The sequence below is a fragment of the Pantoea sp. X-Soil-OKNW-713 genome, assembly GCF_059730685.1.
Genome location: NZ_AP035996.1, coordinates 369602 through 394028, shown reverse-complemented (window position 1 = coordinate 394028; position 24427 = coordinate 369602). Strand labels below are relative to the sequence as shown.

The window sequence follows — 24427 nt, the reverse complement described above, 5'->3', positions numbered from 1 at the left end:
GATTAACATGACAGATACCACCCTTATTCAGACCATTCGTGCCGCATCACGCCTGATGGTGCGCGAACTGGGCTTTATGCAAACCACACTGGCGGCGACCAACTATTCCGCTTCGGCGGTGCATACCTTGCTCGAAGTCGCCAACCACCATGCAATCACGGCCGCCCAGCTGGTACACATCCTTGGTCTGGAGAAATCCACGGTCAGTCGGATGCTGGGGAAATTGATCAACGCCGGTGAGCTGGCCGAGTTGCCTTCTGATCAGGATGCCAGGGTGAAGCAACTGGTGTTGACTGAACAGGGCAAGGCCAGTGTCGCCAGAATCAATGCTTACGCCAGCGCGCAGGTGGAACAGGCGTTGGTGCAATTAAATCGGGAGCAGCAGCAGGCGGTTGCCCAGGGGCTATCCGCGTACGCGCAGGCATTACAGGCGCGCCGCGATCATCTACCCACCACGCCGGAGATCGTCATTACCACCGGTTATCAGCCTGGCTTGATTGGCCGGATCGCAGAAATGCACGGCAGCTACTACGCGCGGCAACACGGGTTTGGTCATTTTTTTGAAGGCAAAGTCGCCAGTGGTCTGGCTGAGTTTACCGGTCGCCTGACCTCACCGCGTAATCAAATCTGGGTCGCCAGTCAGCAGGGCCGTATTGTCGGTTCAGTGGCGATAGATGGTGAAGATTTAGGTAACAACGAGGCGCATTTGCGCTGGTTTATCCTCGACGATGGCTGCCGTGGCGCGGGAGTGGGGCGTCAGTTGCTCAGTGCTGCCATGACATTTTGTGATCAGCAGGCGTTTGCTGCGGTTCAACTCTGGACCTTCCGTGGCCTGGATGCCGCCCGTCGGCTGTATGAATCCTTTGGTTTCACCCTGACAAACGAATGGCAGGGCGACCAGTGGGGGCAAAGCTTGCAGGAACAGCAGTTTACGCGTCTGGCTGGTGCATCGGCGGGCGCGGATAATGATGTACGATTGGGCAGGAGGCGGCCTTGACTATCTTTACCCTTGTCGAATTGATCCCCACTATTCAGGTTTAATTATCCAGACACACAGAAACGAAAGGTTTTTGTGTGTCCAGTCGTGGTGTTTATCCTTTCCTGCCAATACGGCGATGGCGCTATCATTTCCCTGCTGAATAGCGATGGTAACCCTCGAGAAAAATATGCAAAATGCCCATTGCGCCATGTGCATAAAAATAGATTTCAATAAAGGTGGTGAGAAATTTATGCCAGTGGAGCAGGGAATGCGCCAGCGTGGAAGATGCGCCCTGGCTATTATAAACGGCAAACCATAATCCGCCGATAATGGCTACCGCCAACAATGAAACAACACCCAGTCCCTGAATGGTGGCGGCAATTCCACCTGACTGCGCCTCCGGGAGTCGCCCTTTCGCCAACGTCAGTAAATCCTGACGGATAGCGCGAAAGTCGGCCCTTAGCCAGGCAAAGTACCAGCTAAATCCGCGTTGGGAAAACATCCACGCCAGCATGACCGCGCCCAGCACAATCAATCCCAGACCAGAAACAATATGCAACCAGGTGATAACCGTTTCCAGCGAGTGGCCGTCTATTGCTTCTCGCTCGGTGAAATTGGAATTAATAATTTGTGCCAGAATCAGGGCGGCCACAATAATATGTAATATTCTAAAGAAAGGGGCATCTTCATGGGGCAGACTGCGCCAGAACGTGACTTTCATACGATTAACCTTAGGAGAATGTAAAGTGATGGCATGAATCATTTCAGATGAAGATTAATCGAACCTTAATATTGGTATTTACTCAGGTTAAGCTGCAACGGAGAGGGTTCAGAGCGGTTCCGAATCTGGCAGGCAGTTGTGTAACTGAACCTGAATAAACTTCTAAAAAATGAATTCCTTTTATTTATCAGTGAAGTGGGGCAGGGTTCGGTCATCAATGATTTCCTGTTTCATTCCTTTACCTTATCTGGCTGGGAATTTATTTTTTCTTCTTAATATTAAGGTTCAATTAATCTTTGGGAGCGATACTTGACTTTATCCTCACCAGAAGTGAAGGAATGGGAAAAACTATGCTGAAATCTCTGTATCAGGAATATTCGTTTTTTTCTATCGGGATTCAGCTCTATATCTATTGTGTAATGATAATGATTCATATTCCCCCCCTATGAAAACGGTGGTTAGATAAATTTTTTCAGCAGTAAGGTGATTTCATGAGAATAAAGCCAGTGTGTTCCCTGAAATGGGCAGTGGGCTCGTCATCCCTGAATAGTGCCACCGAGTTTATTCGCGATCATTATCATCAGCATTTTGGCGCCAGTATTTTCGCACTGTTGCCCTATATTTTGACGCTTTGTGATGGTGAAGGTCATTTGCTGGCAACCTGTGGTGTTATGCCTGCTTCGCAAGGCACGTTGTTCCTGGAACAGTATCTGAATCAACCGGCTGAAATCACTCTCCAGCAGCATGGATTTAGCAATACCGGGCGTGACGGTATCGTAGAAGCAGGCAATTTTGCGGCAGTTGATGGCGCTGCGACACGCGTTATGTATGCCGCCGTCTGCCTGCTGCTCAATCATTACCGCTATCGATACATCATGTTTACCGGTACGCGGAAAATCCGTAATACCTTTTCCCGACTCCATTTGCAGCCGGTCTGCCTTGCTGCTGCCGACCGCTCGCGTCTGAGTGATAACCCGGAGGGATGGGGGCGCTATTACGAGCATACACCTCAGGTTATGGCTGGTGACCTGTCTGGCGGGCAGAAGGCGCTGGCTGAAAGTTCGTTGTTATTCAATCTTTTTGGTGAGTTACCCGCCGCGCCCTGGCAACCCTCTCAGGAGATTGTCTGTCATGCTAATTAATACACTCAGCAGTCATGCATACCATAAACCTGGCGCCACTGCGCTTGTCAGCAGCGAACGAAGCTGGACATGGCTTGATTTTGAACGGGCTGTCCGGGACTTTGCATCAGAACTGCAACAGGCCGGTGTAAGACGGTTGGGACTTGCGCTGGATAACGGTCCGGCATGGTTGATTGCCGATCTGGCCTGCCTGAAAGCTCACGTCGTTTCAGTGCCAATCCCCCCTTTTTTCTCGCAGCAGCAGCGAGAGTGGGTCATGGCATCCGCCGGTATTGATGGGGTGCTGGGCGGCTCGTCCCCGGCAGGTTGGCATTCAGCGAACATCTCACTGGGGATGCTGCATACATGCGCATCTGTCGCCATGCCGCCTCTCCATCAGGATACGGTGAAAATCACCTATACCTCAGGGACTACCGGCAATCCTAAAGGCGTTTGCCTGACACAACGCGGTATCGAATGGACAGCCTCCACGTTGGCTACATTGATGAAGCCATTGGCGCTGAGTCGCCATCTGGTCATGTTGCCACTGAGCACGTTGCTGGAAAATATCTGTGGTGGCTATGTCCCACTGTTGCTCGGTGTGACTACGGTTATCCCCAGTGCGGCTGAAGTCGGTTTTACCGGCTCCAGTCAGTTCAGTCATGACGTTTTTGCACAGGCTTTAGTGCGCTGGCATCCGCAGAGTCTGGTTCTGGTCCCTGAGCTGGTGCGCGTGCTCAGTATCGTACATCGCCGCCTGCCAGCAGCCACGTCACCGCTGAAGTTTGTCGCCGCTGGTGGCGGGAAAGTGGCTTCCGGCCTACTGTACGCAGCCCGACAGGCGGGACTGCCAATCTATGAAGGCTATGGACTTACTGAGTGTGGCTCGGTTGTCACGCTGAATTTACCTGATAGTCAGGCGCTGGGCAGCACCGGGCGCCCTTTACCGGGGATTGAGCTATCTGTGGACTCCGCAGGCAATTTACTGGTTGCGAGTCCGGGAAATGCCGCAGGTTACCTTGGTGAAGCGCCTTTTGGTCCGCTAATTAATACCCGCGATATTGCGGAACAGGATGCCGCAGGGTTTATTCACATCAAGGGGCGGGCGCGTAATGTGCAGATCACCGCCTTCGGTCGTAACTTCTCGCCAGAATGGATTGAGGCCGAGGCGATGAGCTGTACTGCTGTCCGGCGCATCGTCATGTTTGGTGAAGGCCTGAAAAGCAATGTCGCGCTGATTCATGCCTTTGATGGCATGGAAGTGTCTGCTCGCGAACAGTTAATGGCGTTAGCGGCGATATTGCCGGATTACGCGCGTCCCCATCGTCTTATTTTTACCCCGTTAATTTCATCACCCGATCTTATCACCGCAAACGGCCGTCCACGTCGCGATGCAATCTGGACGTTGATGAAGCAACACATACTCAGTACTGAGGAGTACATTTAAATGGCCTTTTATCAACAGTTGCAGGATCAGACGCAACAGGCGCGCGATGCCATGTTAAACAACCCCGTTATTGCACGCAGTGCGCAGGGGGCGGTTACGCGGGAGATGTACATTGCATTTCTGGCACAGGCCTATTATCACGTCAGCCATACGGTCCCGCTGCTGATGGCAGCAGGAAGCCGCCTGCCTGCGGAGAAAGAGTGGTTGCGTGCTGCGATAGCGGAATATATTGAGGAAGAATATGGGCACCACGAATGGATCCTCAACGATATTCGCGCCTGTGGCGGTGATGCCGACAGTGTACGGCAGGGCCAGCCAGGACGGGCTATTGAGTTGATGCTCGCGTATCTGTATTACCGCATTGAACGTGTCAACCCGCTCTGTATCTTTGGCATGGTTCATGTGCTGGAGGGGACCAGCGTCAATATTGCTACACCAATTGCAGCATCACTACAGCAGTCGCTGAGTTTACCGGAAGAAGCCACGACCTATCTGCGTTCACACGGCGCACTTGACCTCGAACATTTGAAGTTTTTTGCCAGCCTGATGGACCAGGTAACGAACGAATGTGATCAGCAGGACATCATTCATACTGCTCGCGAAGTTTATGCACTTTACGGCGATATGCTGAGTGCGCTTGCAGAGGTGCCCCGTGGAACTGCGTAACAAAAATATCATGCTAACCGGAGCCAGCGGCGGCATTGGTCAAGCTCTGGCTGCGCGGCTGGCTGCCAGCGGGGCGTCTCTGTGGCTGGTCGGACGCAACCAGGCTGAGCTGGAGGCGTTGCGCCTCGGAATTCAGCACCCTGAACGGCATACCGTCTGTGCTGTGACCAACTACAATGACGATGAAATCCTGTCACTCGGCCATTGTTTTCATGCCGGACAACGTCTCGACGTCCTGATTAATAATGCCGGTACCAGCCGCTTTGCACTGCTTGAACAGCACAGTTTTGCTGACGTGCGTGATCAGTTGCGGGCTAATGTGGAAATTCCATTATTGCTTACGCGTGCGTTGATTCACCAGTTCAGCGCGGGGGGCACCATCCTAAACGTAGGTTCGATCCTCGGCGAGTTGGGACATCCGGGATATAGCGTCTACTGTGCATCCAAAGCGGCGTTGCACCGCTTTTCCGAAGCCCTTGGCCGTGAACTGAGCGCTACGGGCATTCAGGTTTTGTATGTTGCGCCCCGATCAACTCAGACTCCACTGAATTCACCTGCGGTAAATGCCATGAACCGAGCGCTGGGTAATAAAAGTGATGCACCCGAAACCGTTGCCGAATTTATTTCAGAGACGCTGCTACGGGGCCGACGCAGAGCGCGAATTGGGGTTATGGAGCGCTTCTTCGTCCGTATTAACGCAATTTTTCCGGGGCTGGTTGATCGGGCGCTATTAAAAAAACTACCGCTTATTACCCGCTTTCTGCGGTCAGATGATGTCGTGGAGATGAAATAAATGAAACCTCGTTGCGCAATGTTATCCCTGGCGCTGTTGACGCTGCCAGGTGTCGCCTGTGCTGAAGTGACACTGGCCTCACTACAGCAGGGCTGGTCGGTCTGCCAGTACCGTTCACTGGAAAATCAGAAGCAAAACTGCTTCAGCACACTCAGTCAGCAGGCGCACGGTGTTTCAGATCGGGAAAATGATCCTGCTTTACTGATCTGGAGTGCAATCATTGACAGCAGTTGGGCCGGAGCCAAAGGTGGGCTGGGCGCACTTAGCCTGGTTAAGCAGGCTAAAGCCGATCTGGAGAAAGCGCTGGCGCTGAATCCGGCAGCCTTGCAGGGATCAGCCTATACCAGTCTGGGTGCCCTCTATTACCAGGTACCGGGCTGGCCGATTGGCTTTGGTGATAATAAAAAAGCGGAAGAGATGCTGCAAAAAGCACTGGCTATCAACCCGGACGGCATCGATCCAAACTATTTTTACGGTGATTTTCAGCTCGAACAAGGAAATAAGGCAGTCGCAAAACGGTACCTGGAGAAAGCACTCGAGGCAGCACCACGCCCGGGGAGAGAAATTGCCGACAGTGGCAGGCATGCCGATATTCAGCGTGATTTAAACAAACTGGAATAGGCCGGGACAGATTCCTGTTATGATTTGGTTAAAATCGACCTACAGGAGCGCCCCATGCTGGACATCATGCATTTCCCTCTTTTTCTCGCCTCGGTGTTTTTACTTTGTATTACGCCCGGCCCTGACCTGGCGTATGTGGTGGGGCAAAGCGTGGCGAATGGACGACGTTCCGGGGTGATCTCGGCGGCAGGCGTGGCGCTGGGTAGCTGTACCCATGCGATTGCCAGCGCCATTGGATTGACCGCGCTGATTGCCGCCTCGCCGTTGCTGTTTACGGTGATCAAATATATCGGTGCCGCGTATCTGATTTTTCTCGGCAGCAAAATGGTGTGGGGCACGCTGATGCGGCGACAGGCCGCATCCAGCGCTGACGAGTTGGTCGCCAAAACCACCGCCAGCACCCGCAGCCTGCTGTCGCGTGGCCTGATCACTTCCATTACCAATCCCAAGGTTTTACTGTTTTTTATCGCCTTCTTCCCACAATTTGTGGTGATTGACGGCGCGCATCATGCGCAATCCTTCCTGATTCTGGGCCTGACCTATGCCTTGATTGGTTTCGCCACCGATACCTGTTTTGCGCTGTTAGCCGGTGGGGCTGCCAGCGCGGTCGCGAAAAATGCTGCGATGCAGCGCCTGCTGGATCGGGTGGTGGGCATCACCTTTATTGGCCTGGGGATTCGTCTGGCGTTGACCCGTCGCGGCTAACCTTTTTTCTGGAGAGGCAATTCATGGCAACAGCGGTTATTGGCATCGTCAGTGACGAGTTCACCAATCCCAACAGCGTAAAGATGCTGAATGAAGTGACGCGGCAATTGAACGCGCGGGGTTGTCTGAGCCTGCTGCTCAACGTCGATTCACGCGAGCATTACCTGACGTTACTCAATCAGGCTGGCGAGTTGGGGATCACGGGATTGATTTTCCTCACCGCCCTGTATGGCGAAGAGACGACGTCGATCCCGGCTATCTGGCTGAGTGGTGAGCGGGCGCTGCGCGTGGATGGCTACGCGGCGGGGGAAGAAATAGGTCGCCTGTTATTGGCTCAGGGGCATCAGCGCTTTGGTTTTATGCATGGACGTGAAACCCAGACGCAATCGCGTCAGATGCAGGGCTTTGCCGCCAGTCTCGAGGCCGCAGATAAAACGCTGGATCAACAATTCGTGGCGGGTAACGACGACCGTGAGTTGGCGTACCAGGCGATGATGGCCTACCTGAAAAAAGCGCGTGCATCAGAACGTATCAATGCTTTGTTTTGCGAGAATGATGTGCTGGCTTTCGGTGCCATGCAGGCGGTGCGGGACTTCGGTCAGGGCGTGCATATCGGCGTGGTCGGTTTTGATGATGTCGACGAGGCGCGTTCCTCTGCCTGGCATCTCACCAGCTGGACGCAGCGTCGCGATTTGCTGGTGGCGGAGGCGTTAAATCGCCTGCTGGACAACCGTATCGACAACAGCGGGGCATGGCAACAGGGCGAATTGCAGGTGCGTCATTCGCATCATGGCAAACACGTTCATGGCGAAATGTCACAATGCGGTTGTGCCAGCCGCCATTAATCGAAAAAAATCGCGCCCCTGTCTGTAGCGGCGCGATTTATCGCGCGGGTTTTACGCCAGCGCGATCGGAATTGCGTGATTAATCGCGGCGCGACGGATTTTGTGAATTAAATCGCGTCAATCATCCCGCCATCCACCCGTAATACCGTGCCGGTGATATAACTGGCTGCCTGGCTGGCAAGAAACGCCGCCGTCGCGCCGTACTCTTCCGGCGTACCGTAACGACCTGCCGGGATCCCCTGGCGACTCTTTTCCGCTACCGCATCCGGCGTGCTGTTTTCGCGCTTCGCTTTGATGGCGTCCAGTTGGCTGACACGATCGGTGGCGATACGTCCCGGCACCATCACATTCACCGTCACCCCATCCGCTGCCACTTCGGTTGCCAGCGTTTTTGACCAGCCGAGCAAACTCATACGCAGCGCATTGGACAGCGCCAGATTCGGGATGGGGGCAATCACCCCGGAGGAGGTTGAGGTGATAATGCGGCCCCAACCCTGCTGACGCATGGCGGGCAGCACTTTGTCCGTCAGCGCGATCAGTGAGGATACCATCAGGGCAAACTGCTGCTGCCAGACGGCGGTGGCAGTGCCCTGGGCGCTGGCGGGTGGTGGGCCGCCGGAGTTGTTCACCAGAATATCGATATCGCCCCAGTGCTGACGAATCGCATTCAGCACCGCATCAAAGCTGTCGGGTGCCGCCAAATCCAGTTGCCAGGCGTGCGCAGTGCCACCCTGTTGTTGGATCTGACTGACGGTTTCGCCCAGCTTTTCCAGATTGCGTCCGGTCACTGCAACCTTGACCCCTTCATGCGCCAGTGACAGCGCCATCGCCCGGCCTAAACCGCTGCCCGCACCGCAAACCAGCGCGACCCGATGTTGTATTTGCAAATCCATAAAACCACTCCTGATTGTATTTTCAGGATCATGATGTGCAAAAATGATGCCGGTTATTTACGTGGCTGCTTAATATTCACCTGGTCATAGGCAAATTGCAGATGTTGCTGCATCAGACTGGCGGCCAGTTCCTGCTTGTTTTCCCGCAATGCATCAATGATGGCGACATGTTCTTCGCACCACTCTTTCACGCGGCGTTTGTTGTGGTAGCTGCCGAACTCCATCAGGCGGCGGAGGCGGTTCTGCTGCTGAATCGCCTGCAATACAAACAGATTACCGCTGGCCTCCGCCAGCAACTCGTGGAACGAGGCATCGGTTTCGAAGATATCTTTCGCCGGAACCTGGGTGATATCCGGGTGGGTAATCAGCCACAGATGCTGGGCGCGCAGGCGTTTCAACAGCTGGCGATCAACCCGTAGCTGGGGCGTCAACAGGGCAGCGGGTTCAATCATCAGGCGAAAACCGTAGCTGTTACGCAGCGCGACCTCGGAGTTGAGTGTTTGCAGGAAACGCCAGCCGTGCCCGGCATTGCGTGCAATCAGGCCATCCTCTGACAGCTTCACCAGCGTGCGCGTCAATACGCCACGATCGACGTCATAGCGCTGGGCAATTTCGGTCTGGGTAAAGGATTCCGGCAGAGTACCGGCAATGCGATCCCGCACCAGCAATTCATACAGGGTTTGATCATTACTTTTGGTTTGTTCGATGTTGAGTTGTTGCAGCGCATCGGCACTTTTTAGCAGGAAGAATCCCTGATTTGGCCGGGCTTCCACTGCCCCCAGCCGTGTCAATTCTTTCAATCCGGCGCGAATTGGCGTGCGCGACACCCCCAGCGCATCGGCCAGATGTTGTTCACGTAAATGATGACCTGGATCGAATCTTGCTTCATATATCAGGTCAAGGATTTGCCGGGCGATCCGGCGACTGCTCGCAGTTGAGTCAGGCTGCATGGAGAGCTTGTACCTTAAGTGTATTGTTGTGATCTGAATATACAATAACACGGGAAAAGTTTTGCAGCGAAATAAAGCAGGAACTGCACGATAAGCGTGCAAGTGCACCAGGAAGGGACGTGTTCTTGTCATCATGATTGTATTTGTTGATTCACAAAATCCAATATATTAACCAGGAGACGACGATGCCCAGCTCTTATTTCACCTTAAACCGCCTGCGCGGAATGATGTTCAGCCTGGCGTTGCTGCCAGTGGTCAGCCATGCCGCGGTGGAAAGCGTCAGCCCCGGCAAACTGACCTATGGCACGGCAGCCACCTTTATGCCGTTCGAGTTCGTCAAAGACGGCAAGCTCACCGGCTTTGATATCGATTTAATCACCGCGCTGAGCAAACACCTTGATCTGACGCCCGCGCCGATGGCGATGGAGTTCAAAGGCCTGATCCCGGCGTTACAGGGTAAACGCCTCGACATCATTAACTCGGCGATGTACGTCAACCCGACCCGTGCCGCGCAGGTCGATTTTGTGCCTTATCTCAAGATCGGCAGTCGCGTGGTGGTACGTAAAGGCAATCCCGCCGGGATCACCGGTCGTGATATGTCGCTGTGCGGTAAAAACATCGCCGTCACCCTCGGCGGTGTCGAAGAGAGCCAGGCGCGTGTGGACAACAAAAACTGCGTCGCGGCCAACAAAGCTGCCATCAATGTGCTGACCTTCCCGGCCGCCACGGACTCCGCCGTGGCGGTGGCGCAGGGCCGCGCCGATGCCGAATTCCTCTCCACGCCGGGGACTCTGGCGCTGTTCAGCGAGAAACCCGATGTGTTCGAAGCGGTTGGCCCGGAGTTCGAAGCCGACACCCATATCGCGTTTGCGGTACGTAAAGGCGATGCCGAAACCAAAGCGCAACTGGAGAAGGGTCTGCAAAGCCTGGTGAAAGATGGCACCTACAAGCAACTGATTGAGAAATGGAACTTCCCGGATTCCGTTGCCATTTTTTGATGCGTTTCAAGCCGTTAACCGGAGATAGCTATGTCGATTGATTTAATGTGGCAGTACTTCCTTTCCCCTGAATTTCTTAAGGGCGCCTGGATGACACTGTTAATCACCCTCTGCTCACTGTTGTGTGGCGTGGTGCTGGGTCTGGTACTGGCCCTGCTACAGGAAGCGCCTTTCCGCGCCGGAAAGGGGCTGGCGTTTTTCTACCTGTGGCTGTTTCGTGGCACGCCAGTGCTGTTCCAGATCATCTTTGTCTACAACGTGCTGCCAGGCTTCGGCTTACGCTTCTCCGCGTTTACCTGTGCAGTGCTGGCGCTCTCACTCAACGAGGGCGCGTATATGGCGGAAATCCTGCGCTCCGGCTTACAGGCGGTGAAAAGCGGGCAACGTACCGCAGGCATGGCGCTGGGGATGACCAACGCGCAGATCATGCGCAAGATCGTGTTGCCACAGGCGGCGCGCATTGTGCTGCCGCCGATGGGGAATCAGATGATCAGCATGCTCAAATCGAGCGCGCTGGTGTCAGTGATTGCGGTACAGGAGCTGCTACTGGTGGCGAACCAGACCGCCAGCGCCAGCTTCCGCTACTTCGAAGCGCTGTGCGCCGCCGGTATCTACTATCTGCTGCTCACCACGCTGTTCATGATTTTCCAGTCATGGCTGGAACGCACGCTCGATCCGAAACAGCGCCGTCGTAAAAGCCAGAAAGCGCAATCCCACGACCTGAAACTGCCTAAACCCGCCCGGGAGGTGTCATGAACCATGAACGCAAACCGTTGCTGGAGATGATCGGCATCGACAAAACCTTTGGTCGTCAGACCGTACTGAAAAATTGTTCGCTTAGCGTCAATCGTGGCGAAACCGTGGTGCTGATCGGCCCCTCTGGCTCCGGCAAATCTACGCTGCTGCGCTGTGTCAATTTGCTGTCGCCTGCGGATAGCGGTGACGTGTTCTTTGCCCGTCAGAACATCAGCCGGGGAGAGGTGCCACCGCATCAGCTTCGGCAGCGCATTGGCATGGTGTTTCAGAATTACGAATTGTTTTCGCATCTCACGGCGGCGGAAAACATCATGCTGGCGCCGATGACGGTACTGGGCGTCAACCGTATCGAGGCACGTAAGCAGGCGGAAGCGTTGCTGGCGAAAGTGCGCATCAACGATCGTGCCGACCACTTCCCGGATGAGTTGTCCGGCGGTCAGCAGCAGCGCGTGGCGATCGCCCGTGCGCTGGCAATGAAACCGGAACTGATGTTGTACGACGAACCTACCTCGGCACTCGATCCGGAGATGATCCGTGAAGTGCTGGATGTGATGGCGGAACTCAGCGCCGAAGGCATGACCAGCATGGTGGTCACCCATGAGATGGGGTTTGCCCGCCGTGCCGCCAATCAAATTCTGTTTATGGAAGAGGGCGAAATTCTCGAACGCGCCAGCGCCCAGGACTTCTTTACCGGCCAGGTCAGCGAACGCGCCAAACGTTTCCTCGACCAGATCTTACATTAATAGCGGAGTACCTATGAGTCGTTACCAGGCAGACAGTGTGCGCATGAAGCGGGATCTTGCCGCGCTGGTCGCCATCAATACCGAAAACCCGCCGGGCCATGAACGCGAGGCGGCAGAATGCGTCGCCGGCTGGTTACGTGAGGCGGGTTTTGATCTCTCCTTCAGCGAATACGCACCGGGACGCACCAACGTCATCGCGTTGCTGAAAAACGGCGACGGTCCCTGTTTCGCCTTCAATACCCATCTCGACACCGTGCCCGCAGGCAGTGGCTGGTCGAGCGATCCCTTCACCCTGACCGAACGCGACGGGCGTTTATACGGTCGCGGTGCCTGCGACGCCAAAGGTCCGCTGGTGGCGATGGTTGAGGCACTACGCATGCTGGCGGCCAACCGCCATAGCTGGTCCGGCACCCTGATGGGGGTGTTCACCGCCGACGAAGAGGTGGCTAGCGAAGGGGCGAAATTTTATGTGCGCGACCAACCACCAGCCATCGACTTTGCGGTGATTGGCGAGCCGACCTCCAACGCGACGTTCTCGGCACATAAAGGCAGCCTGCGTCCGCGCGTGCGGGTCAAAGGGGTGACGGCGCATTCCGGGACGCCGGAGCTGGGTATCAACGCCATTTACCAATCGGCGAAGCTGCTGGGGTTAATCGAAGAAGCCCATCATCAGCAGGTGCGTTGCCGCTGCCATGCGCTGGTTGGGAATGCCAGCCTGACGGTGACCCGTGTACACGGTGGCCATGCCGATAACGTGGTGCCGGATAGCTGTGAACTGCTGCTGGATCGCCGCATGGTGCCGGGGGAAGACGAGGCGGTGGTCAAAGCTGAGTTGCAACAACTGTTGGATCATGCCCACGCGCAATCCGGCGTTGAGGCGGAAATCATCGCCTGGCAGCCGACCACCGGCGGTGCCACCGAAACCGACAGCAGCGAAGCCATTGTGCAGCACAGCCTGGCGGCCTGCCGTCGCCACGGTCAGCCGGAGCCCGGCCCGTTTGGTTTTCAGGGCGGCTGCGATCTGGTGCATTTCCGCACCCTCGGTGCGAAAGGTGTGGTGATTGGTCCCGGTGCGCTGGCGGTGGCGCATAAGCCAGATGAATTTGTCCCGGTGGAAGAGTTTATCGCCGCAGCCAGCATCTACCTGGATATCGCGCTGGCGCTGCTGCCTGTGGAGGTCACCGCGTGAAGGCGCAACTGTGGCGCGGCGACCTGCATTACGCCGGGGTGACGTTGCATACCGCCGCGTCTGGCGCGGTACATGCGCTTGATACCTTGTGGTTGCAACTGAGTGACAACGTCACAACAGGGGTGGGCGAGGTGCGGCTCAATATCGCCTATCTGCACGGCTACAGCGAACAACAGGTGTTAGACAATCTGCTGTCGATGCTGACGCAGTGGGACTGGCGCGCCGATGCCCGCACCCTGCTGGCGGCAGTACATGCGGCTGACAGCCCGTTGCTGGCACCGTCGCGCATGTTGCTGGATATGGCGCTGCACGATCTGCTGGCGCGTGAGCAGGGTGTCAGCCTGGCAGCCTGGCTGGGTGCACCGGCGACGATGCCGCGTTTTGCCACCAACCAGACGCTGTTCTGGGGCAGCGAAGCGCAGATGCTGACGCAGGCGCAGGACTATGTCGCTCGCGGTTTTACCCAGCTCAAGCTGCGCACCGGCGTGGCAGATTTCGCCACCGATCTGGCGCGTTTACAGGCGCTGCGTAACACCTTTGGCGATCGCATCTCACTGGCGATTGACGTCAACGGCCAATGGTCGCTGGCCGATGCGCATCACGCGTTGCCGCAGTTGCAAGCCCTGGGGCTGAGCTATATCGAGCAACCGCTGGCCCCGGCTGACGATCGCCATCTGGCCGAACTGGCGCAGTACGCCATCCCGATCATGCTGGATGAAAGCCTCAACAGCGCAGCGGCGATTGATCGGCTGATCGCGGCACAGGGCGCGCTGTGGGGCCATCTCAAGCTGGTGAAGTTAGGCGGCCTGGCCCCAACGCTGGCGGCGGCACGTCGTCTGCAAGATGCGGATATTCCCTTCATGATCGGCCAGATGAATGAAGGCCACGCTGCCACAGCGGCGGCATTGCAGCTGTGCCGCGTGCTGCAACCGGCGTTTGCCGAACTCTACGGCGCGGATGGTCTGATTGACGATCCGGTCAGCGGTCTTTCCTATACCTGCGGCTTGGTTGCCGTAAATGATTCTCCCGGCCTGGGCGTGCAGTTTGCTGCCGCTCGCGCCACTTTCCTCCAGGAGTTTAGTGATGCAACAGCTTAATAATGTGGTTCAGGGCAGTGAATCTGCGTTCAGCGCGGATGAGTACGCGCTGCGTATCCAGCGCACCCGCGAGCGTCTCAATGCTGCCGGTGTTGATGTGATGATCGTCACCGGGCCGGAAAACATTTTCTGGCTGACCGGGCAACAAACCCCCGGTTATTACACTTTCCAGGCGCTGCTGCTGCCGGTCGAAGGGGAACCGGTGTTTGTCATTCGCCAACTGGAATACTTCAACTTTATCGCCAACACCTTTATTTCTGACGCCGCTATTTATCAGGACGGTGATAACCCGGTGGATTTCCTCGTCGGCATGCTGCAACAAAAAGGCTGGCTGAATAAGCGCATCGGGCTGGATAAACGCGGCTGGTTCCTGCCAATCGCCGTGTATGAACTGCTGCAAAGCAAACTCGGCGCCATCGCCGACACCGCCGGGGTGATCGAACCGCTGCGCGCGGTGAAATCCGCCGCTGAAGTGGAAAAAATTGCCACTGCCGCCCGCTACGTTGATGCCGGGATGCGTGCTGGCATGGCGGCGATCCGAAGCGGCAGCGACGAGAACGCGCTGGTATCGGCAATGATGGGGGCGGCGATCGCCGCCGGTTCTGAATATGTCGGCATGGAGCCGCTGGTGTCCAGCGGTCCGCGCAGTGGCGTGCCGCACGGCACCTGGCGTCGTCGCGTGTTGCAGGATAACGAACCGGTGTTCCTCGAAATGGCCGCCGCGCATGATCGTTACCACGCCGCGCTGATGCGTTCGGCGTGGATTGGCCGCCCACCGGCGATTGCCATCGAGATGGAAAAGGTGTGTCAGGAGGCTTTACAGGCCGCGCTGGATGCCATCCGTCCGGGAGCCACCTGCGCTGAGCCGCATCTGGCCTGCCAGAAAGTGATTGATCGCGCAGGCTTTACCGACAACTTCAAAAAACGTACCGGCTACTCCATCGGTGTCTCGTTCGCACCTGACTGGGGCGAAGGCGGCATCCTCAGTCTGTACAGCGGTGTCACCACCGAATTGCAACCCGGTATGACCTTCCATATCCCGCCTGCGCTGCGTATTTACGGTGAATTCACCGTTGGCGTCAGTGAAACCGTGGTGGTGACGGAAACCGGTTATCGCCAGCTTGGCAGTCTCGCTCGTCCATTAACTTTGTTGTAAGGAATTCTCATGAAAGACATTAACGAATGCCGTGAACGCCTGCGTGGCATTTTCAACATCACCGTCACGCCGTTTGATGCCACAGGCGCGATCGACTTCGCTGCGCTGCGCGAAAACATTGAGCGCGTCATTGGTCTGGGTTATGACGGCATTCTGATTGGTGGAACCTACGGTGAATTCCCGGTGATGTCGCTGGCGGAACGTCGTGAACTGTTCCATCAGGTGATGGACTGCGTCCAGGATCGCATCCCGGTGATGCTGTGCAGCGCCAGTTCCGATCCGCGCGATGCGCGTGAGCTGACGACTCTGGCGGGTGACCTCGGTGGCTTGCCGATGGTCACCGCACCTTACGTCAGTGAAATCACCGATGCGCAAATTCTGGCTTATTTCAAAGAGATGGCCCCGTTATCCAAAACCGGCATCCTGGTGTACAACGCGCCGGGTATTGGCATCACGCTGTCGCCAGCCTTGCTGGAGCAGCTGGCTGATGTGGCCGGTGTGGTGGGGATCAAGCAGGGCGATCTCAACCCGACAGCCATTGACCAGATCGCTAACCGTCTGCGCGGTCGCCTGCGCCTGTTCTGTGCTTCGGATCTGGCGTTCTTAGGCCCGATGATGGCCGGTTTTGATGGCATCAGCACCACCAATAGCGGCGCGCTGCCGGAGCTGGTGTTAGCCACCTTCCGTGCCGTGGAAAAAGGCGATGCGGCGACGGCGCGCGATCTTCATCAGCTGTGGTACGACTACCGCGCGCTGGCGCGTCAGCACGGTCAGCCGCAACTGGTCAAGGCAGCGATGGCGCTGCGGGGCTTTAACGGTGGTCGCGTCCGTGCGCCGCTGCTGCCGATCTCTGCCGATGCGCAGGCGCAACTTGCCAGCGTGATGCGTAAGCTGGCAAGCGATGCGCGTACCGGCGTCAGCCTCGCTGACTGAGTGCCGCCAGCAGGAACGCGGTAATCAGCGGGTGTGGGGCATCCGGGCGTGACGCCAGTTCAGGATGCCCCTGTACACCTTGCCAGAATGGATGATCGGGCAGGGTAATCGCCTCAACGATATCGTCGGTATGGGCGTTAACCTGCACGCCGCTGGCCTTCAACTGCGGCAACAGCGCCGGGTTGAAGCGATAACGGTGGTTGTAGTGCATCTCCCCGTCAGCAAACGGCAGTACGCCGCAACGATGACGGTGATCGGCAAAGGCCACAAAGCTATGCAAGGCGGCATCGGGTGCCACTTCTGCGAGGATCGCTCCGGCATAACCCGGCTGCTGGCGGACTGCGGCAGTGCTCATGCTCTGCATACCCAGGCACAGGCCGAGGCTGGGGAGTACGAGGCTTCGGGTCGCTTGCGCCACGCGGATTTGCCCCTGCACCGCCGCCATCGAGGAACCGCCCGGCAGCAGCACGCCATGCAGGCCGTCCAGTTCGTGCAGGTCGATGGATAAGGTGGCAGGCGGCAAAAAACGGATGTCGAGTGTCAGATGCAATGCCGCTGCGGCATCGCCCAGCGCCGCCAGCGTGGCGGGATAGGCCTGGCGATGATCGGCTTCCCGGCCAATCAGACCAATGCGCAGCCCAGGGGGTGTTTCCACGGTTGGCGTGGCTGACCAGCGACCATAGTGGTCGGCGTGCAGCGTCAGCAGGGGGGGCGCATTATCGCGCAGCGTCAGCGCCTGACCGCCATCGTGGCTGTACAGCCGCGTACCCGGCAGATCGGCGATATCGGCGGCGCGCGTGGCGGGTAAGACAATCACCGCGTCTGCCGTGGGCAGTGCGCTGACCGTGCTGACTTCCTGTTGCAGCGTATCGCTGCGATACAGGCCGCTGGTAACGCAGTAACCGGCTCGCGCCACATGTTGATGGCTATCGGGCACATCGCCGCAGAAGTCAGGGCGCAGGCTCCATAACGGCAGCCTGTGTTGGTTAGCCCAGTGGCTGGCGGTGACACCGTAACGAGCTGGTAAGGGTGAATCATCAAGAATGAATATGAGTGACACGGCGATTTCCTGCTGATGTTGGGTGAATAATTGTATTAGTTGAATCATCAGATACAAAAGAGGATTTATGAATATCAGTCAAACGGCCCGGCGTATGCAGCGGGTACGACCTTCGCCCACCGCCACCATTTCTGACCAGGTGCGTGAACTGGAGGCCGCAGGAAAAGCGGTGATCAATTTAGGGGAAGGTGAGCTGGATTTCGCCACGCCAGCAGCCATCAGTTATGCCGGGATTGAGGCGATTATCCAGCAGCAAACCAAATACACTGCGGTGGCGGGTACGGCGGTATTAAAAGCAGCGATTGCCGGAAAGTTTGCCCGTGACAATCAACTGCAATTCGCCCCGGATGAAATCATTGCCGGGAGCGGTGCCAAACAGCTGATTTTCAATGCGTTGCTGGCAACGGTGGATGTCGGGCAGCAGGTGATCATCCCGGCCCCTTATTGGGTGTCCTATCCCGATATGGTGACGCTGGCTGAAGGTGAGCCGGTGATAGTGCCCTGTGATGAACAGCATGGCTGGAAACTGCAACCGGCCGCGCTTGCCGCGGCGCTGACGCCAGAGACGCGCTGGGTGATCCTCAATTCACCCGGCAATCCAACCGGCGCGATTTACAGCGCGCAGGAACTGCGCGCGCTGGCAGCGGTACTGTCCGATCATCCTCAGGTGTTGATCATGGCAGATGATATCTATGAACCGCTGCGTTATGACCAGACGCCATTTGCCACCTTTGCGGAAGTGGCTCCGCAACTGGCGCATCGCACCCTGACGGTGAACGGAGTATCGAAAAGCCATGCCATGACCGGCTGGCGTCTGGGCTACGCCGCGGGACCACGCTGGCTGATTGCGGCAATGCAGGTGCTGCAATCGCAAAGCACCTCCAACCCCAGCAGCATCGCCCAGGCGGCGGCAGTCGCCGCGCTCAATCAACCGGCGGATTTTCTGGTGGGCTGGCTGGAAAAGCTGGATCAGCGCCGCCAGCAGGTGCTGGCGATGGTGGCAGCGGTTGACGGCCTGAGCGCCAGCGCCCCGCAGGGCGCATTTTATGTGTTCGCCAATTGCCAGGGGTTGCTCGGACGACAGACGCCGGACGGCGAGCGGATCGCTGACGATAAGGCGCTGGCGTCCTGGTTGCTGGCAGAAGCGCAAGTGGCGGTGCTGCACGGTTCAGCATTTGGTACGCCGGGTTATCTGCGTATCGCTTATGCGGTAGATGATGCGCTGCTGGCAACCGCCTGTCAGCGACTGACGGCGGCGTGCGGCAAACTGCGTTAGGTGTATTGCGCGATAAATCGCGCCGCTACGGAATTCTGCACGTACCGTTCCGCAATTCTGCACACACCGTAGCGGCGTGATTTATCACGCATAATTAATGGCGATATAATTAAATTCGGTCCTAATCAGTTTCTCGCTGAAATTATCCACAAGTTGAATGATGATTAATTTAATTGTGACGCCTTGCACACATCACAAATAATAACAGGATAAATATCGTTCGTTAGCGGGGGGAGTTATTAAGCTTAAGGGCGCAGAGTATGTCTCTATGCTCAACTGCGACATTCAAAACTTAATAACCAGCCAACTATCTGAAAGGTACTCACATGTCTGAAAATCGTGGAGTGGTCTACATAGGTAAAGGTAAAGTTGAAGTCCAGTCGATTGATTATCCAAAAATGCACGATCCCCGAGGGAAGAAAATAGAGCACGGGGTGATCCTCAAAGTGTTATCCACCAATATCTGCGGTTCCGATCAACATATGGTGCGTGGGCGAACTACCGCCCAGGAAGGCCTGGTACTCGGCCATGAAATCACCGGCGAGGTGATTGAACTCGGGCGCGATGTCGAAAGGTTTGCTATCGGCGATGTGGTGTCGGTGCCGTTCAACGTGGCTTGTGGCCGTTGCCGTTCCTGTAAAGAACAACATACCGGCGTCTGCCTGACGGTCAATCCGGCCCGTGCCGGGGGCGCGTATGGTTACGTGGATATGGGCGATTGGGTCGGCGGCCAGGCGAAGTATGTGCTGGTACCTTATGCCGATTTCAACTTACTCAAGCTGCCGGATCGTGAGCAGGCGTTAGAGAAAATCAAAGACTTAACCTGTCTTTCCGATATTCTGCCGACCGGCTTTCATGGCGCAGTCACCGCTGGTGTCGGCCCCGGCAGCACCGTCTATGTGGCCGGGGCCGGTCCGGTGGGGATGGCGGCTGCGGCGTCAGCCCGTCTGCTGGGGGCGGCGGTGGTGATTGTCGGTGATATGAATGAGGCGCGCATTAAACATGCGGCGCAACAGGGTTTCGAAGTGGTTGATCTCAGTAGAGATACCCCGTTGCATGAGCAGATTGCTGATATCCTCGGCGAGCCAGAAGTGGATTGCGCCATCGATGCCGTTGGTTTTGAGGCGCGTGGACACGGCCATGAAGGCGCGCAGCATGAAGCCCCGGCCACGGTGCTTAACGCGCTGATGCAGGTGACGCGGGTGGCAGGAAAAATCGGGGTGCCCGGTCTGTACGTCACCGAAGATCCGGGTGCGGTCGATCAGGCTGCCAAAATGGGTAGCCTGAGCATTCGTCTCGGACTGGGCTGGGCGAAATCACACGCCTTCCAGACCGGTCAGGCACCGGTGATGAAATATAATCGCCAACTGATGCAGGCTATTCTGTGGGATCGCATTCCGATTGCCAAAATAGTGGGTGTTGAAGTGATTTCTCTGGAAGATGCACCGCGCGGTTACAGTGAATTTGATTCCGGCGCACCGAAAAAATTTGTTATTGATCCGCATTTTTCTTTCTCGAAACCCTAGCCAGAGAACCTATTTTTTGTGTGAGAATGTCATCGGGTAATTGTTAGAAAACTGCGCCAGTATTTAGCAGAGAAATAGGGTGCTGGCGCAGGGTGAGATTCAGGTTAAATAATTTACCTTTCCTGATAATTTATTATTCGCCATCGGTGGAACGGGTTAATTCCTCCCAGCGATCCATCTCCTCATGTAACGTTGCCAGCTTATTTCGCACCAGCGTCAGCGCATCACTGCCCAGTAACAAATGCGACGGCGGATTGTCGCTGGCGATAATGGCCAGCATCGCCTGTGCGGCTTTTTGCGGATCGCCCAATTGTTTGCCGCTTTTCTCCACGCGCGCCTGGCGGATAGGATCAAACAAGGTATCGTAATCAGGGATGCTGCGCGCGCTACGTACCATTGAACGTCCCGCCCAGTCGGTGCGGAATGAGCCGGGTGCCACGGCAGTGACGAAGATGCCAAAAGGCTGGAGTTCTTTGCCCAGCGCTTCGGAAATGCCTTCCAGCGCAAATTTACTGCCGCAATAATACGTAATGCCGGGCATGGTGATAAATCCGCCCATCGAGGTGATGTTGATAATGTGGCCGCGACGGCGCTGGCGCATATACGGCAGCACCGCTTTGATCATCGCCACGGCACCAAACACGTTGACGTCAAACTGACGGCGCATCTCCTCCAGCGAAGACTCCTCCATCACCCCTTCATGGCCGTAACCGGCATTGTTGACCAGCACATCAATCGCTCCCTGGTGGGACTCCACGGCATTGACGCAATCTTCAATGGCGGAGAAATCGGTCACATCCAGCAGGCAGGCGCTGGCATAGCCGGGTTTCAGCGCTTCAAACGTCTGCTTTGCCGCCTGATTGCGTACGGTGCCAATCACCCGATGGCCCTGGCTCAATGCCTGTTGTGCCAGCGCACGACCAAAGCCGCTGCTGACGCCGGTGATAAACAAGGTCTTGGTTGATGACATTAGATTCGCTCCCTATAAACGTGAAAATGCATAATATTCTCACCCATGACTTGTATTGAGGCCGTATCTTCTGCTTTTATTGCCTAATCTTATGAGGGGTGGGTTATGAGCGATAATATCCAGGCGCAGATGGTGACGTTGCTGCGGGCGCTGGCTCCGCAGGAAGGCTATAACCTGACCGCGCTGGAGCAGGTACGTATCCTGCGTTCTGACCGTCCGCTGGCGCGCACGCCGGTGCTGTACGATCCGGGCATCGTGATTGTTTGCCAGGGCAGCAAACGCGGTTATCTGGGCCATCAGGTTTATCTTTATGACGAGCAGCAATACCTGGCGGTATCCGTACCGGTGCCTTTTGTGATGGAAACGGCGGCGTCAGCCGAACGGCCATTGCTCGCCATCTACCTGCATCTGGATTTCGCGGTGGCGGCGGAGCTGATGCTGCAACTTGATCAGCAGGGCGGTACACAGCCGATCCCTGCGCCGCAAAGTATGATGTCCAGCCCGATGGATGCCGTAATGAAAAGCACCGTGTTGCGTTTTTTGCAGGCGCTGCATGACCCGCGTGATGCGGTGATCCTCGGGCCAGCATTGATGCGTGAGTTGTATTATCGCGTATTGACCGGCGCGCAGGGCAGCGTATTGCGCGCTGCGTTAAGTCAGCAGGGGCAATTTGGTAAAGTCAGTAAAGCGTTGCGCCATATCCACGCCTGCTATGCGCAGCCGCTGCAACTGGCGCAACTGGCCGCCGAAGCGGGGATGAGCGTGCCGACTTTCCACAGCCATTTTAAAGCGATAACCGGCGTTGCCCCGATGCAGTACGTGAAATCAGTGCGGCTGCATCAGGCGCGGATGTTGATGGTGCGCCAGACGCTGACCGCGGCAGCGGCCAGTTTCGCCGTGGGATATGAAAGCCCATCGCAGTTTAACCGTGAATTTAAACGCCTGTTTGGCCTGCCGCCCGCCGAGGAGAGCCGCAGGATGCAGCAACATTTTGCCGTGCCGCCGGAACAGCCAGACGCGATATTTATTTCATCGCATTAACCACGCGCGATAAATCGCGCCGCTACGGACCGGTTTGCGTAGCGGCGTGATTTATCACGCCCCGTCCGTCATCCACTGCACAATAATCTCCCCGTATAACGCCTCCGCTTCCGCCAGCCGTGACAGCAGGCAATATTCATCGGTCTGATGCGCCAGGGTCGGTTCACCCGGCCCCAGGATCACGCAGGGCGGTGAACCGAGTGCCGGGAGCAGCAGCGAGGCATCGGTAAAGTAAGGCACAATGCGCGGCGTAAGGGCTTCATTGTGCAGCGGCTGACATAACTGGAAAATCTGCTGTATCCAGCGTTGCTGTGCGGCACTCAGCACCGCTGGCAGATCCACCAGGGTGGTGATAAACACCGTTTCACCCAGGGTGGTGGCCAGGCGCTGGCGGATCTCAGCATGTTGCAGATTCGGCGCGGTGCGGATATCCACATCAAAGACGGTGCGGTCCGGCACCGAGTTGATATTTAATCCGCCCTGAATGCGGCCGACGTTGAGCGTCGGCTGCTTCATTAACGGATGCGGCGCACCCGGTGAGAAATGCTGAATCTTGCCCAATGCCTCGGCTGCGAGGTAGATGGCGTTGATACCAAGATGCGGCATCGCGCCATGAGCGGTTTTGCCACGCGTTTCACAACGCAGCCACAGCGCGCCCTTATGCCCGATCACCGGATAGTTGGCGGTCGGTTCACCGACAATCAACGCCCCCGGCTGGGGCAGCGTTTGGCTGGCAATCAAGGCGCGAGCGCCGTCACAACCGGTTTCTTCGCCGCCGGTGAGGTACAACACCACGCCGCTGCCCGCCATGATGGCATCTTTATGTCGGACGCAGGCAAGAATAAACGCGGCAATCGCCGCTTTCATATCGCTGCTGCCTCGACCATACAGGCGGTCATCGCGCACATCGGTACCAAAAGGATCGAACTGCCATTCGGCGTTACCGAGCGGGACGGTATCCAGATGGCCGGTAAAACCGAGTGGCGCTCCACCCGCTGCACCGGGCAGGGTAGCGATGAGATTGACGCGCCGATCGCCGAAGCTGTGGCGCTGCACGGTAAATCCTGCCTGTTCGAGGTAATCTGCCAGCCAGGCCATGCAGGCGGCCTCGTCACCCGGTGGATTGATGGTGTTAAAACCCAGCAATTGCTGGGTTAAAGCGACGACTGCGCTCATGCGTGTGCCCCGGTGAGCCAGTCGAGACAGTTGATCCACAGCTGGCGAAAACCGGACCATTGGGCAAACTCCGGCGGCAGCCAGTGGGCCGACATGTCGCTGGTCCACACCAGGGTGCGTCCCTGTTGGTACTCACGCACCGCCAGCAGCGGATGGGCGGTGCCCGCCACCGTCGCCAGCAACTGACCTTCCGGCTGCATCTCCACCTCGTTGTAGCCCAGCAGCCACGGCATATCGCCAGGCAGATTCTCCAGCACCGCATGGGGGGTGGTCTGCTCCAGATAACAACCTTCCGGTCGCTCCACCCGGTCATCCCAGGCGAGACAACGTACCGGCAAGGTCTGCTCCACTGCGGTGTTGCGATAACGCGCGCCACCGTTAATGCCCTGGAAGCTGTAGTAACCGCCAATCATCATCAGTGCGCCGCCCTGCGCGACATAATCATGCAGCAGCGTCAGGCGGTTGGCGGTGCGCTGGCTTTTCAGCCAGGTGGCCGGATGCAGCAACAGGGTATTGGCCCCGATATCCGACAGAATAATCACATCCCACGCCTGCAAAGCTTCCAGCGTCAGCGGAAACTGCTCCGGCGCTTCATGTACCGGCATATGGGTGATCTGATAAGCGCTATCCGCTAACGCGGCAAGAAAATCTACCGCGCCGTTGTGCCAGGTGGCGGTAGCAAACTGATCAAAGCCTTTGATATGTGTCGCGGTGCTGGTCCAGGATTCACCTACCAGCAAAACCTTTTTCGTCATGATTTTCTCC

The 24427-nt window shown here is 56.8% G+C and carries 25 protein-coding genes; 18 read left to right on the top strand and 7 right to left on the bottom strand.

All coding sequences use genetic code 11. From position 1 onward, the window contains the following. Positions 1-7 precede the first annotated feature (7 nt). Entirely contained in the window at positions 8-997 is a 990-nt protein-coding gene (locus AC6I8R_RS22265; protein WP_415175645.1) for a bifunctional helix-turn-helix transcriptional regulator/GNAT family N-acetyltransferase, read from the top strand. A gap of 127 nt (positions 998-1124) precedes the next feature. Here the strand turns inward: AC6I8R_RS22265 and AC6I8R_RS22260 are convergent, their stop codons facing one another. After that, positions 1125-1700 carry a cytochrome b/b6 domain-containing protein gene (locus AC6I8R_RS22260; protein ID WP_497832936.1) on the bottom strand — a complete coding sequence of 192 codons (576 nt, stop codon included), beginning with the start codon at positions 1698-1700 and terminating at the stop codon, positions 1125-1127. 491 nt (positions 1701-2191) lie between these two features. Here AC6I8R_RS22260 and AC6I8R_RS22255 point away from each other — a divergent pair, with 491 nt between their 5' ends. Genes AC6I8R_RS22255 through AC6I8R_RS22225 form a run of 7 tightly spaced genes read left to right on the top strand, consistent with a single transcriptional unit; the run spans position 2192 to position 7898 of the window. Next, on the top strand, positions 2192-2842 hold the full coding sequence (locus tag AC6I8R_RS22255; protein ID WP_497832935.1) for a thermostable hemolysin: 651 nt from the start codon (positions 2192-2194) through the stop codon (positions 2840-2842). Next, positions 2832-4268, top strand: a complete 1437-nt coding sequence (locus tag AC6I8R_RS22250; RefSeq protein ID WP_497832934.1) for an AMP-binding protein — start codon at positions 2832-2834, stop codon at positions 4266-4268. Before AC6I8R_RS22255 ends, AC6I8R_RS22250 begins: the two co-directional genes overlap by 11 nt. Further along, positions 4269-4934, top strand: a complete 666-nt coding sequence (locus AC6I8R_RS22245) for an iron-containing redox enzyme family protein (RefSeq protein ID WP_497832933.1) — start codon at positions 4269-4271, stop codon at positions 4932-4934. Beyond that, positions 4921-5727: an SDR family oxidoreductase gene (locus AC6I8R_RS22240; RefSeq protein ID WP_497832932.1), complete on the top strand. Its 807-nt coding sequence runs from the start codon at positions 4921-4923 to the stop codon at positions 5725-5727. Before AC6I8R_RS22245 ends, AC6I8R_RS22240 begins: the two co-directional genes overlap by 14 nt. Further along, positions 5728-6348, top strand: a complete 621-nt coding sequence (locus AC6I8R_RS22235; protein ID WP_497832931.1) for a tetratricopeptide repeat protein — start codon at positions 5728-5730, stop codon at positions 6346-6348. It abuts the gene before it with no gap. A 54-nt stretch (positions 6349-6402) separates the two neighbouring features. Next, a complete protein-coding gene (locus AC6I8R_RS22230; protein WP_497832930.1) occupies positions 6403-7053 on the top strand; it encodes a LysE family translocator in 651 nt (216 codons plus the stop codon). Between the two features lie 23 nt (positions 7054-7076). Further along, positions 7077-7898: a substrate-binding domain-containing protein gene (locus AC6I8R_RS22225; RefSeq protein WP_497832929.1), complete on the top strand. Its 822-nt coding sequence runs from the start codon at positions 7077-7079 to the stop codon at positions 7896-7898. Positions 7899-8005: 107 nt separating this feature from the next. Here the strand turns inward: AC6I8R_RS22225 and AC6I8R_RS22220 are convergent, their stop codons facing one another. Together AC6I8R_RS22220 and AC6I8R_RS22215 are read right to left on the bottom strand one after the other, a co-directional pair. Continuing rightward, entirely contained in the window at positions 8006-8791 is a 786-nt protein-coding gene (locus tag AC6I8R_RS22220) for an SDR family oxidoreductase (protein WP_497832928.1), read from the bottom strand. Between the two features lie 53 nt (positions 8792-8844). Beyond that, entirely contained in the window at positions 8845-9741 is an 897-nt protein-coding gene (locus tag AC6I8R_RS22215) for a GntR family transcriptional regulator (RefSeq protein ID WP_415175640.1), read from the bottom strand. 185 nt (positions 9742-9926) lie between these two features. On the opposite strand from AC6I8R_RS22215, the gene AC6I8R_RS22210 reads away from it, so the two are divergent. The 7 genes from AC6I8R_RS22210 to AC6I8R_RS22180 are packed head-to-tail and all read left to right on the top strand — an operon-like array spanning position 9927 to position 16613. After that, entirely contained in the window at positions 9927-10739 is an 813-nt protein-coding gene (locus AC6I8R_RS22210; RefSeq protein ID WP_497832927.1) for an ABC transporter substrate-binding protein, read from the top strand. A 30-nt stretch (positions 10740-10769) separates the two neighbouring features. Next, entirely contained in the window at positions 10770-11495 is a 726-nt protein-coding gene (locus AC6I8R_RS22205) for an amino acid ABC transporter permease (RefSeq protein ID WP_208725653.1), read from the top strand. Continuing rightward, the gene (locus AC6I8R_RS22200) at positions 11492-12238 is read left to right on the top strand and encodes an amino acid ABC transporter ATP-binding protein (RefSeq protein WP_013511539.1); all 747 of its coding nucleotides are present in this window, start codon (positions 11492-11494) and stop codon (positions 12236-12238) included. The genes AC6I8R_RS22205 and AC6I8R_RS22200 overlap by 4 nt, the downstream gene beginning before the upstream one ends. 13 nt (positions 12239-12251) lie before the next feature. Continuing rightward, entirely contained in the window at positions 12252-13427 is a 1176-nt protein-coding gene (locus AC6I8R_RS22195) for a M20 family metallopeptidase (protein ID WP_415175639.1), read from the top strand. Next, positions 13424-14524, top strand: coding sequence for a mandelate racemase/muconate lactonizing enzyme family protein (locus AC6I8R_RS22190; protein WP_497832926.1), 1101 nt, complete (start codon positions 13424-13426; stop codon positions 14522-14524). Before AC6I8R_RS22195 ends, AC6I8R_RS22190 begins: the two co-directional genes overlap by 4 nt. After that, complete coding sequence (locus AC6I8R_RS22185) at positions 14511-15680, top strand: M24 family metallopeptidase (RefSeq protein WP_497832925.1); 1170 nt, start codon at positions 14511-14513, stop codon at positions 15678-15680. The genes AC6I8R_RS22190 and AC6I8R_RS22185 overlap by 14 nt, the downstream gene beginning before the upstream one ends. A gap of 9 nt (positions 15681-15689) precedes the next feature. After that, a complete protein-coding gene (locus AC6I8R_RS22180; protein WP_497832924.1) occupies positions 15690-16613 on the top strand; it encodes a dihydrodipicolinate synthase family protein in 924 nt (307 codons plus the stop codon). On the opposite strand, the gene AC6I8R_RS22175 is transcribed toward AC6I8R_RS22180, so the two are convergent. Continuing rightward, positions 16597-17673, bottom strand: a complete 1077-nt coding sequence (locus AC6I8R_RS22175; RefSeq protein WP_497832923.1) for a glutamine amidotransferase-related protein — start codon at positions 17671-17673, stop codon at positions 16597-16599. The two genes, AC6I8R_RS22180 and AC6I8R_RS22175, sit on opposite strands and share 17 nt — an antisense overlap. A gap of 67 nt (positions 17674-17740) precedes the next feature. On the opposite strand from AC6I8R_RS22175, the gene AC6I8R_RS22170 reads away from it, so the two are divergent. Then, the gene (locus AC6I8R_RS22170; RefSeq protein ID WP_497832922.1) at positions 17741-18949 is read left to right on the top strand and encodes a pyridoxal phosphate-dependent aminotransferase; all 1209 of its coding nucleotides are present in this window, start codon (positions 17741-17743) and stop codon (positions 18947-18949) included. A gap of 326 nt (positions 18950-19275) precedes the next feature. Then, positions 19276-20475 (top strand): formaldehyde dehydrogenase, glutathione-independent, encoded by a 1200-nt coding sequence (gene fdhA / locus AC6I8R_RS22165; RefSeq protein ID WP_497832921.1) that lies wholly within the window; start codon positions 19276-19278, stop codon positions 20473-20475. A 133-nt stretch (positions 20476-20608) separates the two neighbouring features. Here fdhA and AC6I8R_RS22160 read toward each other — a convergent pair whose 3' ends face one another. Further along, positions 20609-21445, bottom strand: a complete 837-nt coding sequence (locus AC6I8R_RS22160; protein ID WP_415175632.1) for an oxidoreductase — start codon at positions 21443-21445, stop codon at positions 20609-20611. A gap of 105 nt (positions 21446-21550) precedes the next feature. Here AC6I8R_RS22160 and AC6I8R_RS22155 point away from each other — a divergent pair, with 105 nt between their 5' ends. Next, positions 21551-22486 carry an AraC family transcriptional regulator gene (locus AC6I8R_RS22155; protein WP_415175631.1) on the top strand — a complete coding sequence of 312 codons (936 nt, stop codon included), beginning with the start codon at positions 21551-21553 and terminating at the stop codon, positions 22484-22486. 54 nt (positions 22487-22540) lie between these two features. Here the strand turns inward: AC6I8R_RS22155 and AC6I8R_RS22150 are convergent, their stop codons facing one another. Next, positions 22541-23662, bottom strand: coding sequence for a M20 family metallopeptidase (locus AC6I8R_RS22150; protein ID WP_497832920.1), 1122 nt, complete (start codon positions 23660-23662; stop codon positions 22541-22543). Next, complete coding sequence (locus tag AC6I8R_RS22145) at positions 23659-24417, bottom strand: glutamine amidotransferase (RefSeq protein ID WP_208725641.1); 759 nt, start codon at positions 24415-24417, stop codon at positions 23659-23661. Before AC6I8R_RS22145 ends, AC6I8R_RS22150 begins: the two co-directional genes overlap by 4 nt. Positions 24418-24427: the final 10 nt, after the last annotated feature.